At 62.5% G+C, this 16,620-nt stretch carries 15 protein-coding genes; 11 read left to right on the top strand and 4 right to left on the bottom strand.

The features are described from left to right. Nucleotides 1–7 precede the first annotated feature (7 nt). On the bottom strand, nucleotides 8–1,138 hold the full coding sequence (locus NKJ13_RS10125) for a fatty acid desaturase family protein (RefSeq protein ID WP_352777780.1): 1,131 nt from the start codon (nucleotides 1,136–1,138) through the stop codon (nucleotides 8–10). 131 nt (nucleotides 1,139–1,269) lie between these two features. On the opposite strand from NKJ13_RS10125, the gene NKJ13_RS10120 reads away from it, so the two are divergent. The 7 genes from NKJ13_RS10120 to NKJ13_RS10090 all read left to right on the top strand — a co-directional run bounded on the left by NKJ13_RS10120 (nucleotide 1,270) and on the right by NKJ13_RS10090 (nucleotide 9,049). Further along, nucleotides 1,270–2,301 carry a LacI family DNA-binding transcriptional regulator gene (locus NKJ13_RS10120; RefSeq protein ID WP_352505982.1) on the top strand — a complete coding sequence of 344 codons (1,032 nt, stop codon included), beginning with the start codon at nucleotides 1,270–1,272 and terminating at the stop codon, nucleotides 2,299–2,301. Between the two features lie 307 nt (nucleotides 2,302–2,608). Continuing rightward, a complete protein-coding gene (locus tag NKJ13_RS10115; protein WP_352505983.1) occupies nucleotides 2,609–3,550 on the top strand; it encodes a sugar ABC transporter substrate-binding protein in 942 nt (313 codons plus the stop codon). Nucleotides 3,551–3,645: 95 nt separating this feature from the next. Continuing rightward, on the top strand, nucleotides 3,646–4,722 hold the full coding sequence (locus NKJ13_RS10110; protein WP_352505984.1) for an ABC transporter permease: 1,077 nt from the start codon (nucleotides 3,646–3,648) through the stop codon (nucleotides 4,720–4,722). A 2-nt stretch (nucleotides 4,723–4,724) separates the two neighbouring features. Continuing rightward, nucleotides 4,725–5,492, top strand: a complete 768-nt coding sequence (locus NKJ13_RS10105) for an ATP-binding cassette domain-containing protein (RefSeq protein WP_254815918.1) — start codon at nucleotides 4,725–4,727, stop codon at nucleotides 5,490–5,492. Nucleotides 5,493–5,557: 65 nt separating this feature from the next. Continuing rightward, nucleotides 5,558–6,559, top strand: coding sequence for an inositol 2-dehydrogenase (iolG, locus tag NKJ13_RS10100; protein WP_352505985.1), 1,002 nt, complete (start codon nucleotides 5,558–5,560; stop codon nucleotides 6,557–6,559). A 23-nt stretch (nucleotides 6,560–6,582) separates the two neighbouring features. Continuing rightward, nucleotides 6,583–7,377 carry an SDR family oxidoreductase gene (locus NKJ13_RS10095; protein ID WP_352505986.1) on the top strand — a complete coding sequence of 265 codons (795 nt, stop codon included), beginning with the start codon at nucleotides 6,583–6,585 and terminating at the stop codon, nucleotides 7,375–7,377. 580 nt (nucleotides 7,378–7,957) lie between these two features. Next, nucleotides 7,958–9,049, top strand: a complete 1,092-nt coding sequence (locus NKJ13_RS10090; RefSeq protein ID WP_352736747.1) for a 3-deoxy-7-phosphoheptulonate synthase — start codon at nucleotides 7,958–7,960, stop codon at nucleotides 9,047–9,049. A 48-nt stretch (nucleotides 9,050–9,097) separates the two neighbouring features. On the opposite strand, the gene NKJ13_RS10085 is transcribed toward NKJ13_RS10090, so the two are convergent. Further along, nucleotides 9,098–9,733, bottom strand: coding sequence for a LysE family translocator (locus tag NKJ13_RS10085; RefSeq protein ID WP_352505988.1), 636 nt, complete (start codon nucleotides 9,731–9,733; stop codon nucleotides 9,098–9,100). A 127-nt stretch (nucleotides 9,734–9,860) separates the two neighbouring features. On the opposite strand from NKJ13_RS10085, the gene NKJ13_RS10080 reads away from it, so the two are divergent. Beyond that, a complete protein-coding gene (locus NKJ13_RS10080) occupies nucleotides 9,861–10,562 on the top strand; it encodes a helix-turn-helix transcriptional regulator (protein WP_352505989.1) in 702 nt (233 codons plus the stop codon). 34 nt (nucleotides 10,563–10,596) lie between these two features. Here NKJ13_RS10080 and NKJ13_RS10075 read toward each other — a convergent pair whose 3' ends face one another. Further along, nucleotides 10,597–11,706, bottom strand: a complete 1,110-nt coding sequence (locus NKJ13_RS10075; protein ID WP_352736741.1) for a Gfo/Idh/MocA family protein — start codon at nucleotides 11,704–11,706, stop codon at nucleotides 10,597–10,599. Between the two features lie 153 nt (nucleotides 11,707–11,859). Here NKJ13_RS10075 and NKJ13_RS10070 point away from each other — a divergent pair, with 153 nt between their 5' ends. Continuing rightward, nucleotides 11,860–12,705, top strand: coding sequence for a MurR/RpiR family transcriptional regulator (locus NKJ13_RS10070; protein ID WP_352464792.1), 846 nt, complete (start codon nucleotides 11,860–11,862; stop codon nucleotides 12,703–12,705). Here NKJ13_RS10070 and NKJ13_RS10065 read toward each other — a convergent pair. Then, nucleotides 12,702–13,592 carry an AraC family transcriptional regulator gene (locus NKJ13_RS10065; protein WP_352686663.1) on the bottom strand — a complete coding sequence of 297 codons (891 nt, stop codon included), beginning with the start codon at nucleotides 13,590–13,592 and terminating at the stop codon, nucleotides 12,702–12,704. The genes NKJ13_RS10070 and NKJ13_RS10065 overlap by 4 nt on opposite strands. A gap of 136 nt (nucleotides 13,593–13,728) precedes the next feature. Between NKJ13_RS10065 and NKJ13_RS10060 the strand changes: the two genes are divergently transcribed. Together NKJ13_RS10060 and NKJ13_RS10055 are read left to right on the top strand one after the other, a co-directional pair. Further along, nucleotides 13,729–14,457 (top strand): SDR family oxidoreductase, encoded by a 729-nt coding sequence (locus tag NKJ13_RS10060; RefSeq protein WP_352686481.1) that lies wholly within the window; start codon nucleotides 13,729–13,731, stop codon nucleotides 14,455–14,457. A 196-nt stretch (nucleotides 14,458–14,653) separates the two neighbouring features. Beyond that, nucleotides 14,654–16,588, top strand: coding sequence for a bifunctional 5-dehydro-2-deoxygluconokinase/5-dehydro-2-deoxyphosphogluconate aldolase (locus NKJ13_RS10055; protein ID WP_352686478.1), 1,935 nt, complete (start codon nucleotides 14,654–14,656; stop codon nucleotides 16,586–16,588). Nucleotides 16,589–16,620: the final 32 nt, after the last annotated feature.

The raw sequence follows: 16,620 nt of genomic DNA, 5'->3' as shown, positions 1-16,620 counted from the left end.
AGGCTTGTCATTCGGCAGCCACCGCAGCGGTAGCGTTGTCGTTGTGGAAGTGCTCGCGATAGGGCCTCGCCGTCGGCGGCAGTTCGCGCTTGATGAAATAATCCTCATTGCGCAGCTGGCGCAGGAAGGCCGGTATCATCTCGCGGTAGCCGGCCAGGATGGACGGTGTCGGCGCCGGCAGATCGTGCTTGATCAGCTCATGCAGCCTGGGCAGCGCATGATAGGGCACCATTGGAAACATGTGATGCTCGACGTGGTAGTTCATGTTCCAGTAAATGAAGCGGCTTATCGGGTTCATGTAGACGGTGCGGCTGTTGAGCCGGTGATCGGTGACGTTTTCAGCCAGGCCGCCATGCTGCAGCAGGCCGACCATGACATGGTGCCACGCGCCGTAAAGCCTGGGCAGCCCGACCAGCATCAGCGGCAGGAACGAGCCCGTGTAGAGCGCCAGCACAATGGTCGCGGCATAGACTGTCGTCCAGATGCGGGCAATGCCAATTGCCTTCGGCTGCTCCTGCTCGGGAATGAAGGTTCTTTCGGCCGGGCTGACGACACCGGCTGCATTGCGCAGCATGTCGCTCATCGCATGCCAGGCGTCGAGAATGCCGACGAAGTTGAGCACGACGCGCAGCAGATCGGGCGGACGCATCACCGATATCTCAGGATCGCGGCCGACGATGATGGTATCGGTATGGTGGCGCGTATGGCTCCAGCGCCAGGTCACCGGGTTGCGCATGATCATGAAGCAGGCGATCTGATAGACCACGTCGTTCATCCACTGCGTCCTGAAGGCGGTGCCGTGGCCGCATTCGTGCCAGCGTGAATCGGTGGAGGAGCCGTAGAGGACGCCGTAGACGAAGAAGAACGGCACGCACCACCAGCTGCCCCAGAACCAGACGCCGCCGGCTCCGCTCAGGATCAAGGCGCCGAGCCACATGACCGTATCGCGGATCGCCGGGCCGTCGGAGCGCTGCATCAGCTCCTTCATCTGCTTGCGTGGCACGTCCGTGTGATACCACTCGGCCGCCGCCAGCCCGCTCTCGATGGCGAGCTTCGCGTCGCGGCCGATCAGGCTGTAGTCACGCCGGGACGCTGCTGTGGCGATCGTGTTCCCGGTTCGGAGTCCAATATCCACCATGGCGGAGGCCTCGATCATAGTCGGTCCGCATTCAAATAACGCCGAAGCCTGATAGGCTCAACATCACAAAGATAGTTTCTATCATTTTACATCATAATGGCGTAAAAGCCGAACAATAGAGCGAGGCAGCGATGGCGAAACGGCCGACGATTACCGACCTGGCACGCATTTCGGGGGTCAGCGTTGCCACCGTCGACCGGGTGCTGAACAACCGGTTGCCGGTGCGCGAGGAAACCGCGCGCCGCGTCTATGAAGCGGCGACCAGCATTGGCTATCACGCAGCCGGGCTGATCAAGCAGCGGATGCGCCATGAATTGCCGGAGTATCGGCTCGGGTTCCTGCTGTTGCGGCGGGAGGACGTCTTCTACAGCGAATTTGCCCGCGAGCTTGAACTGGCGGTATCGCAGTCGCCGCGCTTTCGCGGCGTGGCGACCATCGACTTCGCCGGCTCGCTGGCGCCGGACGAGATCGTCGAGCGGATGCGCAAGCTGGCCGCCAAATCCAGGGCCGTCGCCCTGGTCGGGCCTGATCACCCGACGCTGACGGTCGCCGTCGAGGCTCTCAAAGCCAATGGCGTACCGGTGTTCTCCCTGCTTTCCGACTTTGCGTCCGGTATTCGCGAGGGCTATGTCGGCCTGGACAATCGCAAGGTCGGCCGCACCGCCGCCTGGATAATCTCGAAGGTTGCGAAGAGGCCTGGCAAGGTTGCCCTCTTCGTCGGCAGCCATCGCTTCCATGGCCATGAGCTTCGCGAGATCGGTTTTCGCTCCTTCTTTCGCGAGCAGGCGCCGGAATTCACTCTGCTCGAGACGTTGGTCAATCTGGAAGCGAACCAGATCACGCATGATGCAATGATCGAGCTTCTAGCCCGCCACCCTGATCTCGTCGGCTGCTATGTCGCCGGTGGCGGCATGGAAGGCGCGATCTCGGCGCTGAGGGAGGCAAAGCCGGCAGAGGTGCCGGCGGTTGTCTGCAACGAGATCACGCCCGACTCCCGCTCGGCGCTGGCGGATAATTTCCTGACGATGGTCATCTCGACGCCACTGGCAGCGCTTTGCCGCGAGCTTGTCGGGCTGATGGCGCATGCCATCGAGAGCGGCGCTGCGAATGCGCCGGGCCAGACCTTTCTGCCCTTCGACATCTATCTGCCGGAAAACATCTGACGTCGCGGTCATTGGCGGCAGACATGATGTAATCTATCAGAACGCTTTCAGGCTTGGCTTGCCTGAGCGTCCGTCCAAAAGCGCTTGAAATGCCGAAAATCCATCCTTCATGGCGAAATCTCGCTTGACGCCCACGCGAAATGGAATAAATATTTCACCAACTGAGCATTTTGGTTCTTTCGTTCCGGAAGATCTGTTTCAGGCAAATGCCTCCGGAACTACATGGCAATCGGGAGAGAATTCCCTGCGAGATCGGGGATTCCGGGTAGATCGGTGCAGCCGGACACCAATGTGGAGGAGAAATAAAATGAAAAAACTGCTTTTGGGCGTCGCGTTCGCGGCGCTGATGAGTTCGTCCGCCTTCGCTGCCAAGATCGGCGTGTCGATGGCGTTGTTCGACGACAATTTTCTCACCGTGCTGCGCAACGGCATGATCGAGCAGGCCAAGGGCATGGACGGCGTCGAACTGCAGGTGGAGGATGCGCAGAACGACGTCGCCAAGCAACTCGACCAGATCAAGAACTTCGCCGCCTCGGGCGTCGACGCCATCATCGTCAACCCGGTCGACACCTCGGCGACCCAGGCGATGTCGGACGCAGCCGCCGCTGCCAAGATTCCACTGGTCTATGTCAATCGCGAGCCGGTCAACGTCGACACGCTGCCCGACAATCAGGCCTTCGTCGCCTCGAACGAAGCCGATTCCGGCACGCTCGAGACCAAGGAGGTCTGCCGCCTGTTCAAGGAGGCCGGCAAGACTGAAGCCAACGTCTATGTGATCATGGGCGAACTGTCGAACCAGGCAGCAGTGCAGCGCACCAAGGACATTGACGATGTGATCGCCACGCCGGAGTGCAGCTTCATCAAGATCATCGATAAGCAGACGTCGAACTGGAAGCGCGAAGAAGCGCAGAACCTGATGACCAACTGGCTGTCGACCGGCAAGCCGTTCGACGGCGTCATCGCCAACAATGACGAAAGCGCGATCGGCGCCATCCAGGCGATGAAGGCCGCCAACATCGACATGAAGTCGGTTGTCGTCGGCGGCGTCGACGCTACCCAGGACGCGCTTGCGGCGATGCAGGCGGGCGATCTCGATGTGACGGTGTTCCAGGATGCGGCCGGCCAGGGCGCCGGCGCGCTTGACGCGGCGCTCAAGCTGGCGAAGGGCGAAAAGGTCGAGCACAAGGTCTACATCCCGTTCCAATTGGTCACGCCGGCGAATATCGACAAGTTCCTGAAGAAGAACTGAGGCAGCGGACCGGGGGGGGGGGCCCCCCCCGCTCCTCCTTCTCTCTCGGCCTGAAGAGCGGCCGAAAGAGACCGTGGCTGACGGAGGAAGCACGATTGGCACAGACATCTCAAGGCGTCGGCGGGCTCAGCTATAATGCGAAGCGGCGCGCGTGGCCGGCCGAATTCAACGTCTTCCTGGCACTCGTCATCCTGGTCGGCGCTTTCGAGCTGATCGGCCGGGTCTTCCTGGGCGACAGCTTCCTGTTCAATACCCGCGACAATATCGATGCGATCTTCAACGAAGCGCGCCTGCAGATCATCATCCTGCAGGTGTCGATCGTCGGCATCATTGCCATCGGCGTGACGCAGGTGATCATTACCGGCGGCATCGACCTGTCCTCAGGTTCGATCGTCGGCGCCACGGCAATGATCGCCATGAGCTTCGCCCAGGTGGCGACCGTCAACGGCAACCCGAACCCCAAGGCAATGTTCATAGCCCAGGGCTGGACCGACCTGCCGGTGATCGTGCCGGTGCTGGTCGCGATCGGCTGCGGACTGCTGGCCGGCCTGGTCAACGGTGCATTGATCGCCTACACCCGCATTCCGCCGTTCATCGCCACGCTCGGCATGATGGTCACCGCGCGCGGCATCGCCAAATGGTGGTCGAAGGGACAGCCGATCTCGTTTCCGACCGAGAGTTTCGCCGCCATCGGCAAGGGGCTGATGCCGGTCATCATCTTCATATCGCTCGCGGTGCTGTTTCAGCTGATCCTGAGCTACACCAAATATGGCAAGCACTGCTATGCCATCGGCTCCAATGAGGACGCCGCGCGCATGTCCGGCATCAACATCGCCAACCACAAGATCCTCGTCTACGTCATTGCCGGCGTCCTCGCCGCGCTCGCAGCCGTGGTGCTGAGCTCGAAGAATCTCACCGCCCAGGCCGGCATGGGTGTGATGTACGAGCTCGACGCGATCGCCATGGCGGTTATCGGCGGTGTCTCGCTGTCGGGCGGCCGCGGCTCGATTATTGGGACGGTGATCGGCTCGCTGATCTTCGGCGTCATCATCTCCGGCTTCACCTTTCTGCGCCTCGACGCCTATTATCAGGAGATGGTCAAAGGCGTGATCATCGTCGGCGCAGTCGTTCTCGACCAGTGGCGCCAGCGCCTGCGGGCAATGAGGGCTTGACCATGTCGGACATTGTGCTGAAGACGGAAAACCTGACCAAGTATTATGGCGGCGTCCATGCGCTGGAGGGTGCCAACTTCGAGCTGCGCAAGGGCGAGCATGTCGCTATCATGGGCGACAACGGCGCTGGCAAATCGACCTTCGTACGCCAGATCACCGGCGTCGAGCAGCGCACCAGCGGCAGGATGTGGTTCGACGGCAAGGAAGTGAATTTTGCCGGCCCGATCGAAGCCCGCGAGGCGGGCATCGAGACGGTGTTCCAGAACCTGGCGCTCGCCGACGATCTCGACGTGCCGTCGAACCTGTTCCTCGGCCGCGAGCGGGTGCTGTTCAATCTAGGGCCCTTCTCGATCCTCGATCGCAAGTTCATGCGCAAGGCGACCGAGGCAGCCTTGGTCCGCACGGCGGTCAAGATCCCCAATCTTTCCAACACCATCCGCCATATGTCGGGCGGCCAGCGCCAGTGCGTGGCAATTGCCAGAACCGCGACCTTTGCTTCCAAACTCATCATCATGGATGAGCCGACGGCGGCACTCGGCGTGCAGGAGACGATGCAGGTCGAAAACATCATCCGCACGCTGAAGGAAAATGGCGAACCGCTGATCCTGATCTCTCACAACATGCGGCAGGTGTTCGACCTGGTCGACCGCATCGTCGTTTTCCGGCGCGGCCGCATCGTCGCCAATTTGCGCAAGCAAGACACCGACGGCAACGATATCGTCTCCTACATCACCGGTGCCAAGACCGGGCAGGCGGAGCTTGCGGCGTAACGGCAACGAGGCCACCGGCGCTGACACGCCTTCCCTTCCCAACCATCCTCAAAGGAAAATTCTTCATGCCTCTTCGCTTTGCTCTTCTCGGTGCCGGCCGTATCGGCAAGGTCCATGCTCGCGCCGTTGGTTCCAATCCGCAGGCCAGGCTGGTTGCAGTTGCCGACGCCTTCGAGAAGGCGGCGACCGATCTGGCCTCTGCCTATGGCGCCGAAGTGCGCAGCATCGATGCCATCGAGAAGGCCGGCGATATCGATGCGGTCGTCATCTGCACGCCGACCGACACTCATGCCGATCTGATCGAACGCTTCGCCAAAGCGGGTAAAGCGATTTTCTGCGAGAAGCCGATCGACCTCGACGCCGCCAGGGTGGAACGTTGCCTGGCCGTCGTCGACAAGGCCGGCGCCACCCTGATGGTCGGCTTCAACCGCCGCTTCGATCCGCATTTTGCCGCCGTGCGCAAGGCGATCGACGACGGCGCCATCGGCACCGTCGAAATGGTGACGATCACCTCGCGCGATCCCGGCCCGCCGCCGCTCGACTATATCGGCCGCTCGGGCGGCATCTTCCGCGACATGACCATTCATGATTTCGACATGGCGCGCTTCCTGCTCGGCGAGGAGCCGGTGGCGGTCAGCGCGCACGCTTCGGTGCTGGTCGACAAGAAGATCGGCGAAGCCGGCGACTTCGACAGCGTCAGCGTCATTCTCGAAACCGCCTCCGGCAAGCAATGCGTCATCTCCAACTCGCGCCGCGCCACCTATGGCTACGACCAGCGCATCGAGGTGCATGGCTCGAAAGGCATGATTGCGGCCGAGAACCAGCGGCCGGTGTCGATCGAACTCGCCAATGAGAAAGGCTATACGCGGCCGCCGCTGCACGATTTCTTCATGACTCGTTATCTCGACGCTTATGCCAACGAGATCGCTGCCTTCATCGCGGCAGCGACGTCAGGCAAGAAGGCGGCGCCGAGCGGCAAGGACGGGCTGGTGGCGCTCAGGCTGGCAGATGCGGCGCTGAAATCGGCCAAGGAAGGCAAGACCGTCCGCCTCGACAAAACAATCTGACTATCAAACACAGGAGCAAGGCGATGAACGGTTCAGCCGGTCGCAATTCCGAAACATGCGCCATCGTCACCGGCGGCGCACAAGGCATCGGCTTTGCCGTGGCCGAAGCGCTGGCCGATGAGGGCTGCCGGGCGCTGGCGTTGATCGGCCGCTCGCAAGAGAAAGGCGACAAAGCTGTCGCCACTCTCAAGCGCGCAGGCGTCGCTGCCATCTTCATCAGCGCCGACGTCTCAGAGGTGGCCGACTGCAAGCGTGCGGTCGAAATGGCGATTGGCCATTTCGGTACCGTCAACGCGCTGGTCAACGCCGCTGCCACCTCGGCTCGCGGCTCGCTAGTCGAGACCTCCGAGGATCTCTTCGACCAGATATTCCAGACCAATGTGCGCGGCCCGTTTTTCCTGATGCAGGGCGTGGTGGCGCATTTGCTGGCGCGCAAGGCACCGGGCTCGATCGTCAACGTGCTGTCGATGTCGGCGCATTGCGGCCAGTCGTTCCTGGCACCCTATTCGTCGAGCAAGGGTGCGCTGGCGACACTGACCAAGAATGTCGCCAATGCCTATCGCGGCAATCGCATCCGCTGCAATGCGGTGCTGCCCGGCTGGATGGACACCGAGGGCGAAGCGATCGTGCAGAAAAAATGGCACGATGCGCCGGACGACTGGCTGGAAAGGGCCGAGGCCGCGCAGCCGATGGGTCAATTGGTGAAACCGGCACAGCTTGCCAGGTTGATCAGCTATATGATCAGCCCGCAGTCCGGCGTCATGACCGGATCGCTGGTCGACTACGACCAGAGCATCGCGGGGGCGTCGCCGGAATAGTGTCGCGGCGCACCCTGACGCTCTGGTCAATGGGCAGAACGCCCATCGCTTCGTCATCCTGGGGCGGAGCAAGGAGCGAAGCGACGCGGCGCAGACCCCAGGATCCATGCCGCGCCTTCAGAGCGCCGCAACGGTGCAGAATTCTGCTCCGCTGCACCCCTCGGCCAAGGTTACGGCATGGATCCCAGGGTCTTCGCGACGGAGCTTCGCTCCTGCTTCGCCCTGGGATGACGAAGTTGCGGAGGCTTCGACCAATCCCGAATTGGCTGCCAACAGGCCTCCAACCCCTCGGATCCCGTGCGCAGCGCTACTACGCAGCCTCATCACCCACGTGACAAGCGCCCCGGCATCGATTATATGAACCGGATGATCAACCTGACCGCCACGTATTGGTACTTTAGCAGCTCGCTGGCGGCGGGAGGATTGCGCTCGATCTGAAGATTGCAGCATCAAAAATCCGAACAGCCGCCAGACCTGGCGGCTTTTTTGTTTGCCGGCAGGTCTCCTAAAGCATGATCCCGAAAAGTGGCATCCGGTTTTCGGAAAAGATCATGCTCCAAACAAACAGGAGCAGAAAGCCGTGTTGACGACCACAGACGATCTTCGGGTCAAAGAAATAAGGGAATTGAGCACGCCGGACGAGGTGATGCGGGAGATACCGCGCACGCTGACGGCGACGCGCACCGTTGCCGCATCACGCAACGCGATCCACGCCGTGCTGACCGGCGCCGACGACCGGCTGGTGGTTGTCGTCGGCCCCTGTTCGATCCACGACCCGGCCGCTGCCGTAGACTATGCCAGTCGTCTGGCGACGCTGCGCGAAAGCCTGTCGGACCGGCTGGAGATCGTCATGCGGGTGTATTTCGAGAAGCCGCGCACGACGGTCGGCTGGAAAGGCCTGATCAACGATCCCGATCTCGACGGCAGCTTCAACATCGACAAGGGGTTGCGGATGGCCCGCAACGTGCTCTCCGCGGTCAACAATCTCGGCCTTCCGGCGGCCACCGAATTCCTCGACATGGCCACCCCGCAATATATTGCCGACCTCGTCGCCTGGGGCGCGATCGGCGCGCGCACGACCGAGAGCCAGATCCATCGCGAACTGGCGTCAGGCCTGTCCTGCCCGGTCGGCTTCAAGAACGGCACCGACGGCAATTTGCGGATCGCCGCCGAAGCCGTGAAATCCGCCGCCCAGCCGCATCATTTCATGGCGGTGACGAAAGGTGGGCGCAGCGCCATCGCTACGACCACCGGCAACGAGGACTGCCACGTCATCCTGCGCGGCGGTATTGTGCCTAATTATGACGCGGCAAGCATTGCTGCTGCCTGCGCGGAACTCGGCCGGATCGGCGTGGCGCCGCGGCTGATGATCGATGTCAGCCACGCCAACAGCAGCAAGAAGCCGGAAAACCAGCCAGGGGTGGCAGCCGAGGTGGCGGGCCAGGTCGCGGCGGGCGACGAGCGCATCATCGGCGTTATGATCGAGAGCAACCTTGTCGCCGGCCGGCAGGATGTCGTGCCCGGCAGGCCGCTTGTCTATGGCCAGAGCATCACCGATGGCTGCATCGACTGGGCAACCACCGAGACGGTGCTTTACGGCCTTGCCGACGCGGTCGAGCGGCGCCGGTCGGTGCGCCGCGCCATGATATCAAGCCGTCCGGGAGCCGCGTGACCCGGCCGGCGCCGCTGCCATGGACGTTGCGCCCTTCGGGCTCGGAATTCACGCCGCCTTCAAGCCCTCCCAGACGGTGAGCGCCGAAACCGCAACGAGAAGCAGTCCGGCCGCCCGGCCGGCAAGAGCGGTTGCCCTTGGATTGGCGACCAGCAGATCCCGGCTGCGACCGGCGGTAATTGCGAGTCCGCCATAGACAGCGAACTGCGTGGCGATCGTCATCAGCCCCATGATGATCGCCTGCATCCAGATCGGACCGTAATCCGGCCTCAGAAACTGCGGATAGACGGCAAGAACAAAGAGATAGGCCTTTGGATTGATCAGGCAGGTCATGATCCCCTGGCGAAAGGCCTTCCATGCGGAGCGGCTGCCGGCAGGGCCGTCATGGCCGACGGTGATGGAGCTGCGCATCAGCGTGATGCCGATAAAGGCCATATAGGCCGCGCCGGCAATCAGCAGCGGATTGAAGAGGACCGGCAAGAAATGCATGAGCAGGCCGACGCCGAGCGCGCCGTTCAGCGTATGCACCACGCCGCCCAGCATGATGCCGCCGGTCGCCGCAAGCCCTCTGCTGCTGCCGCCGGTCAGCGCATTGGCAAGCACGAAAAGCATGTCCATGCCGGGCACGATGATGATGCCGACAAGGAGGAGAAAGAAGAGCCAGAGGTTTGCCGCGTAGTCCATGTCAGTTGCCTGTCGCCTCATGCAGGCGAGCTGCAGAGGAACTTGTTGATTTTCAATCCGATAGGCGATCCTATAGGTCAGTCCAACTGACGAGGTGTTGTCAGTTGCCTTCGGGCCGAGTGAGGGAATGCGCAAGGCGTCGCGTCTGTTCGAGATTATCCAGATCCTGCGGCTGGCGAGGAAACCGGTGACGGCGGCAATGATCGCCGAGCGGCTGGAGGTGACGGTGCGCTCGGTCTATCGCGACATTGCCGCGCTGCAGGCGATGCGCGTGCCGATCGAGGGCGGGCGCGGCATCGGCTACATACTGCGTCCTGGCTTCGACTTGCCGCCGTTGATGTTTTCGATCGAGGAGATGGAGGCGATCGTACTGTCTCTCGCGCTGCTCGAACGCACGGGCGACAGCGAGCTCAAGCAGGCGGCCAAGCGCGTCAGCGCCAAGATCGCCGGCGCGGTGCCGCCGCCTTTGCGCCAAACGCTCGACGCCAATCAGTTGCATGCATGGGGTTTTGCCGCGCCATCGGCCTCCGCGGTCGATCTGGCGTTGGTGCGCCGTGCCATCCGCGACGAGGCCAAGCTGGACCTTTCCTACCGCGACGAACTGGGCCGAGCCACCGACCGCATCATCTGTCCGATCGCCCTCATCTACTACTCCGAAACCGCCAACATCGTTGCCTGGTGCGAGCTGCGCCAGGCAATCCGCAATTTCCGCAGCGACCGGATCGAGGATTGCCAGGCGACGGGACTATGGTTCAAGGGTGAAGGCGACGGTTTGCGGCAGGTCTGGGTGAACGGGTGGGAAACGGACACCTCAGCCGCAGGCGGCTGAAGCGGCCACTGTGAATCGGATGCCGGGGGAGGGGCTACCTCACGTCCTCCCAGCGGCTCTCACTGAACGACCTGGCCATCGCGTGCACGGTGCGCTCGATCTCCAGGCCTTCGTCGAAGTCGATGATGCGCGCCGGCTTGCCGGCCAGCCGCGTCAAAAGTTCCCTGCATTCGATGATCTTGAGGTCGTTGAAGCCAAGCCCGTGGCCGGGTGCCGGCAGGAAGGCGTCGTAGGGCTTGTGGTGCGGCGCTACCAGGATGGTGCGATAGCCTTGCTCGGTCGGCCGGTCGGCTGTCAGATAGAGCTGGAACTCATTCATCCGCTCCTGATCGTACAGGATCGAGCCCTTCGAGCCAAAAATCTGAATGGCGATCCGGCCTTTGCGGCCCCAGGCCGAACGGTTGACCAGCAGCGTGCCGGCGATGCCGTTTTCGAGATGCATCAGGATGCTGGCGATGTCGTAGGTTTCGACCGCGCGGCGCCCGCCAGAGGCGACGCGGCGTTCGGCATAGGGTTTGGCCATGTCGCACATGACGCGGGCAACGCGGCCGAACAGCACGGCGATGAGCGAAAGCGGATGCACGGCGAAATCGTCGAGCGCGCCGTAACCGGACGCCGCCTCGTGCTTCCAGAAGAACAGCGCTTCCGGATCGGCCATGAAGTCCTCGTCCATCTCGATGCGCAGATGGTTGACCTCGCCGATGATCTTCTCGTCGAGCAGCGCGCCGATATGGCGGATTGCGGGGTTCTGGATGTAGTTATAGCCGAGCGCGGCGACTTTGCCGGACTTTTGGGCTGCCGCAGCCATTGCTTGCGCCTCCGCAAAACTCGGCGCCATCGGTTTTTCACACCACAGATGCTTCCCGGCTTCGAGGATGGCGATGGCCATTTCCGGGTGGAACTGGTTCGGCGTGGTCAGCGAGATGACATCGACGTCGGGATCGTCGACCACCGCGCGCCAGTCACCGGACGCCTTGGCGAAGCCGAATTCGCTGGCACGGCGTTTGGCAAGGTCCTCGTTGACCTCGCCCAGATGAACCAGCCTTGGCTTGGCCACATCGGGAAAGACGGTGCCGACCGCGTTCCAGGCAATGGCGTGGCACTTGCCCATGAAGCCCGTGCCGATAAGACCTACCCCGACCATCCGCTTGCCTCCCTGTGTGCAAAGTTTGTGTGGATGAATTAGTCCATTTTGTCTGCAGGTGGAACGCTTGTCTCATTTTTTATGGTGTTCTTGCACAGGCCCGCTATGATGGGGCACAGAGGGAACCAGACGATGAGCCTGGGCGGAGCGACGATGGACGAACGGGTGCCGCGCGATTTCGAGACGCTGCGGGCGACGATCCTGGAGCGGCGCCAGAGCCTGCCGAAACGTATCGCCCAGATCGCCGCCTATGCGCTCGACAACCCAGACGATATCGCCTTCGGCACCGCCGCCAGCATCGCCGCTTCCGCCGGTGTCCAGCCTTCGACCCTGATCCGCTTTGCCCAGCAGCTTGGTTTTGATGGTTTCACCAGCCTGCAGTTGGTGTTTCGCGAGCGTCTGCGCGAGCGCAACTCGTCCTATGATGAAAGGCTGGCGGCATTGCGCGCCAAGGCCGAGGAAGGCGCCGGCCACCGCGCGATTTTCGATGGTTTTGTTGCCGCAGCCAGCACCTCGCTCAACGACATTTCGCGCACGCTGAATGAAGACCATTTCGAAGATGCTATCGCCGTGCTGGCCAAGGCCGAAACCATTTACGTGCTGGCCAAGCGGCGCTCCTACCCGGTCGCCTCCTACATCGCCTACGCATTGGGCAAGCTCAAGATCCGCAACCAGCTGATCGAATCGGCCGCCGGCCTCAATGCGGAGATGATCGGCTTTGCCTCTCCAAGGGACGCCGTCATCGCCATAAGCTTTTCACCCTATGCCCCGGCCACCATCGAGGAGGCGCGCGTCATTTCGGAACAAGGCGTGCCGATCGTGGCGATTACCGACTCCTCCTTTTCGCCGCTCGCCCAGTTCGCCAGGGTCTGGTTCGAGGTCGCCGAGGCCGATTTCGCCGGCTTCCGCTCGCTGTCGGCGACGATGGCCTTGGCCATGGCGCTGACTGTCGCCGTCGGCGAGAAGCGGCGCGACAGCGGCAGGAAGCGCAAGCCTTAGAGCACCTCTATTGCCGTTTCGCCTCCTGCCAAAAGCCGCGCTGCGTCGCGGGCAGGCGGCGATCCGAACTGGCGGGCATACTCCCGGCTGAACTGGGAAGCACTCTCATAGCCGACAGCGAAGGCGACACGCGCCACGTTGCCCGGCTGGGCAATCAGCAGATGGCGGGCTTCCAGCAAGCGGATTTGCTTTTGATACTGGATTGGGCTCATGGCCGTCGCCGCCTTGAAGTGACGATAGAACGCAGCACTACTCATATGGGCGATTTCGGCCAGATCCCCGACCCGGACCGGCTGATGGGGATGCGAGCGGATCCAGGCGATCGCCTGGCCAATCCGGGACAGATGGCCGTCGGCGCGCGCAAGTTCACGAAGCTTTCCGCCTTGCGGGCCTTGCAGGAGCCGAAACAGCATCTCCCGCTCGAGCATGGCCGCAAGCACGGGAATCTCCGCTGGCCGGTCAAGCAGCCGCAGCATTCGACGCAACGCGTCGAGCAGGTCGTCATCAACGGGAGAGGTGGAGAACCTGTCGCCGCCGAGGACCGGCCCGTGCTCAACGAGGAGCGCGGCGACAGCCTGCAGGTCAAGGGTCAAGCCAATGGCCAGATAAGGACGTGCGGCGCTCGCTTCGACTATCTGGCTGATGCTGGGCGTCTCGACAGTGTAGATGAAATAGCTGGCCGGGTCGTAACGAAGAGCCCGGTCGCCGATCAGAACCGTCTTCGCGCCCTGCAATACGAATAAGACCCCCGACCCCCACACACCCGGCAATGGCGCCGTCGCGACTTCGCTGCGGCCGATCGAAACGCGGGGAATTGCCGTTCTTATTCTTCGCCCGCGCGCATGGCGGCCGGCGATTTCGATCAACTCCTGCAGCGCCTCGCTCATTGCGCCAGCATCGCGCATTCGCACCGGCCGCGCAACAGCGTGAGGGGATTAGGCAAGAGCTGGAGAGTTTCCGGCGCGCGGCGCCCGCTGCCTCGCGCCATTTGTGGGTCTTCGACAGCAAACATGGAGACACGACATGACGACATCGAAAACTGCGCTGGTGACCGGCGCCAACAAGGGTATAGGCCGTGAAATCGCCCGGCGAATGGCGACCATGGGCTTCAAGGTCTGGCTCGGAGCCAGGAGCGCCGAACGCGGCATGGCGGCGGCGCAGGCATTGCGTGCCGAAGGCCACGACGTAGAGTGGCTTGAGCTGGACGTCACGAGGGATGACAGTGTGAAGGCGGCAGCCGAGGCGTTCGGGCAGGCCAGCCGCCGCCTTGACGTGCTGGTGAACAACGCCGGCGTCGCCATCAACTACGACCTGCCGCCGGGCCAGCAGCGGATCGCCGATATCCAGGCCACCTACGACGTCAATGTCTTCGGCCCGATCCGCGTGACCCAGGCATTCCTGCCGCTGCTGCTGGCAGCACCTGCTGCCCGGATCGTGATGGTGAGCAGCTCCACCGGCTCCATCGGCAGGGCGCTGGATCCCGCCACCGCGAACCACGCCATCAATATGATGAGCTACGGCAGCTCCAAGACAGCGTTAAACGCCATCACGGTGGCCTTCGCCAAGGAGCTCGCACCGCAAGGCATCAAGGTCAACGCCGCCGCGCCTGGTTACACTGCCACCGATCTCAACGGCTATAAAGGTCACCGCACGGTGCAGCAGGCGGCCGAGATCGTCATTCACCTGGCGACCTTGGACGCCGATGGCCCGACCGCGGGGTACTTCAACGATGATGGCCCACTTCCTTGGTAAATCAGCTGGTCTCAGGGGTAGACACTTGACGTTCGTCTGACTTCAAAATTTCTGAACGCGCGAGCCTTGCACACTTTTCAGCTTGGGAATGCTCGTTCCATATTGACTATGGATTGGAATTATTATTTCATATTGCTGGCGCCACGCTGCCGCTCGCGCGTGTTACCCAAGACAACAAAGCCGATGGGAGGTTCGAATGGGCGAAGCCGTGGAAGCGAAATATTCGCCGCTCGACATCATCACGATCGGCCGCGCTTCCGTCGATCTCTACGGCCAGCAGATCGGCTCGCGCCTCGAGGACATTACTTCCTTTGCCAAGTCGGTCGGCGGCTGTCCAGCCAATATCGCAGTCGGCACTGCCAGATTAGGCCTGCGCTCGGCGCTGCTCACCCGCGTCGGCAATGAGCAGATGGGCCGCTTCATCCGCGAGCAGCTGACCCGCGAGGGCGTTTCGGTCCAAGGCCTCAAGGCCGATCCGGAGCGGCTGACCGCCCTGGTGCTGCTGTCGGTCGAGGCTGAAGGCGTCTCGCCGATGATCTTCTATCGCAGCGATTGCGCCGACATGGCACTTTCGGAAGACGACATCGATGAGGCGTTCATCGCTTCGGCACGCGCGATCGTCGTCACCGGCACGCATTTTTCACGACCCAACAGCGACGCCGCCCAGCGCAAGGCGATCCGTGTCATGAAAGCCAAAGGCGGCAAGGTGGTGTTCGACATCGACTACCGCCCCAACCTCTGGGGTCTCGCCGGCCACGCCGAAGGCTTCGAGCGCTATGTGAAATCCGACCGCGTCTCGGCGCGGCTGAAGACGGTGCTGCCCGACTGCGATCTCATCGTCGGGACCGAAGAGGAAATCATGATCGCGTCGGGCGCAGACGATTGCCTGAGCGCGCTGAAAACCATCCGATCGCTGTCGGCGGCAATCATCGTGCTGAAGCGCGGCGCCATGGGCTGCATCGTCTATGACGGGCCGATCAGCGATGATCTCGAGGACGGTATCGTCGGCAAGGGGTTTCCTATCGAGGTCTACAATGTGCTTGGCGCCGGCGACGCCTTCATGTCGGGCTTCCTGCGCGGCTGGCTCGGCGATGAAAGCCTGGCGACGGCGGCGACCTGGGCCAATGCCTGCGGGGCATTTGCCGTGTCGCGGCTCCTCTGCGCACCTGAATACCCGACTTTCGAGGAATTGCAGTTCTTCCTGAAAAACGGCAGCAAGCACCTGGCGCTGCGCAAGGACGAGGCGATCAACCACATCCATTGGGCGACCACGCGCCGGCGCGACATCCCCTCGCTGATGGCGTTCGCCTGCGACCACCGCGTCCAGCTGGAGGACGTCGCGGCAAAAGCCGGCGCCGATCCGTCGCGGATCCCGGCTTTCAAGGTGCTGACCGTCAAGGCTGCGGCCAAAGTCGCGGCCGGCCGCGCCGGCTATGGCATGCTGCTCGACGAAAAATACGGACGCGAGGCGATGTTCGAATTCGCCCACCATTCCTTCACCTGGCTCGGCCGGCCGGTCGAGTTGCCGGGTTCGCGGCCGCTTCGCTTCGAGTTCTCGCAAGACATTGGTTCGCTACTGACCGAATGGCCGGTCGACCACTGCATCAAGTGCCTGTGCTTCTATCATCCCGATGATCCGGCGGAGCTGAAGACCGAACAGCAGCAGAAACTGCGCGCTTTGTTCGAGGCCGCGCGGAAAGTGGGCAGAGAACTTCTGGTGGAGATCATCGCCGGCAAGCACGGCAAGCTCGACGACATGACCATCCCGCGCGCGCTCGAGGAACTCTACGCACTCGGCATCAAGCCCGATTGGTGGAAGCTCGAACCGCGGGCATCGCACGGCGCATGGGCAAAGATCGAGGCGGTGATCCTTAAAAACGATCCGTGGTGCCGCGGGATTGTGCTGCTCGGTTTGGAAGCGCCGCAGGACGAGCTGGAAGCGGCCTTTGCCGCCACCGCCAAGGCGCCCATCGTCAAGGGCTTTGCCGTCGGTCGCACCATCTTCATCAACGCGGCCGAACAATGGCTTGCCGGCAAGATGTCGGACGATGAAGCGGTTGCCGACATGGCATCTCGCTTCGAGAGACTGACCGAGGCGTGGCTTGCCGCGCGCGGCCGCAAAGCAGCATAAGAAGGCGCGGCACAAGGACTGCGGAGGAACCG

The organism is Mesorhizobium sp. M0174, from assembly GCF_040322275.1.
Classification (GTDB): Bacteria; Pseudomonadota; Alphaproteobacteria; order Rhizobiales; family Rhizobiaceae; genus Mesorhizobium.
Note: the sequence above shows the minus strand (reverse complement) of the source record. Positions and strands in the feature narration are given on the sequence as shown.

Bases quoted from the DNA above. Each gene is read 5' to 3' on its own strand.
- NKJ13_RS10125 (WP_352777780.1), bottom strand. From the start codon at position 1,138: ATGGTGGATATTGGACTCCGAACCGGGAACACGATCGCCACAGCAGCG.
- NKJ13_RS10120 (WP_352505982.1), top strand. From the start codon at position 1,270: ATGGCGAAACGGCCGACGATTACCGACCTGGCACGCATTTCGGGGGTC.
- NKJ13_RS10115 (WP_352505983.1), top strand. From the start codon at position 2,609: ATGAAAAAACTGCTTTTGGGCGTCGCGTTCGCGGCGCTGATGAGTTCG.
- NKJ13_RS10105 (WP_254815918.1), top strand. From the start codon at position 4,725: ATGTCGGACATTGTGCTGAAGACGGAAAACCTGACCAAGTATTATGGC.
- iolG (WP_352505985.1), top strand. From the start codon at position 5,558: ATGCCTCTTCGCTTTGCTCTTCTCGGTGCCGGCCGTATCGGCAAGGTC.
- NKJ13_RS10095 (WP_352505986.1), top strand. From the start codon at position 6,583: ATGAACGGTTCAGCCGGTCGCAATTCCGAAACATGCGCCATCGTCACC.
- NKJ13_RS10085 (WP_352505988.1), bottom strand. From the start codon at position 9,733: ATGGACTACGCGGCAAACCTCTGGCTCTTCTTTCTCCTCCTTGTCGGC.
- NKJ13_RS10080 (WP_352505989.1), top strand. From the start codon at position 9,861: ATGCGCAAGGCGTCGCGTCTGTTCGAGATTATCCAGATCCTGCGGCTG.
- NKJ13_RS10075 (WP_352736741.1), bottom strand. From the start codon at position 11,706: ATGGTCGGGGTAGGTCTTATCGGCACGGGCTTCATGGGCAAGTGCCAC.
- NKJ13_RS10070 (WP_352464792.1), top strand. From the start codon at position 11,860: ATGGACGAACGGGTGCCGCGCGATTTCGAGACGCTGCGGGCGACGATC.
- NKJ13_RS10065 (WP_352686663.1), bottom strand. From the start codon at position 13,592: ATGAGCGAGGCGCTGCAGGAGTTGATCGAAATCGCCGGCCGCCATGCG.
- NKJ13_RS10060 (WP_352686481.1), top strand. From the start codon at position 13,729: ATGACGACATCGAAAACTGCGCTGGTGACCGGCGCCAACAAGGGTATA.
- NKJ13_RS10055 (WP_352686478.1), top strand. From the start codon at position 14,654: ATGGGCGAAGCCGTGGAAGCGAAATATTCGCCGCTCGACATCATCACG.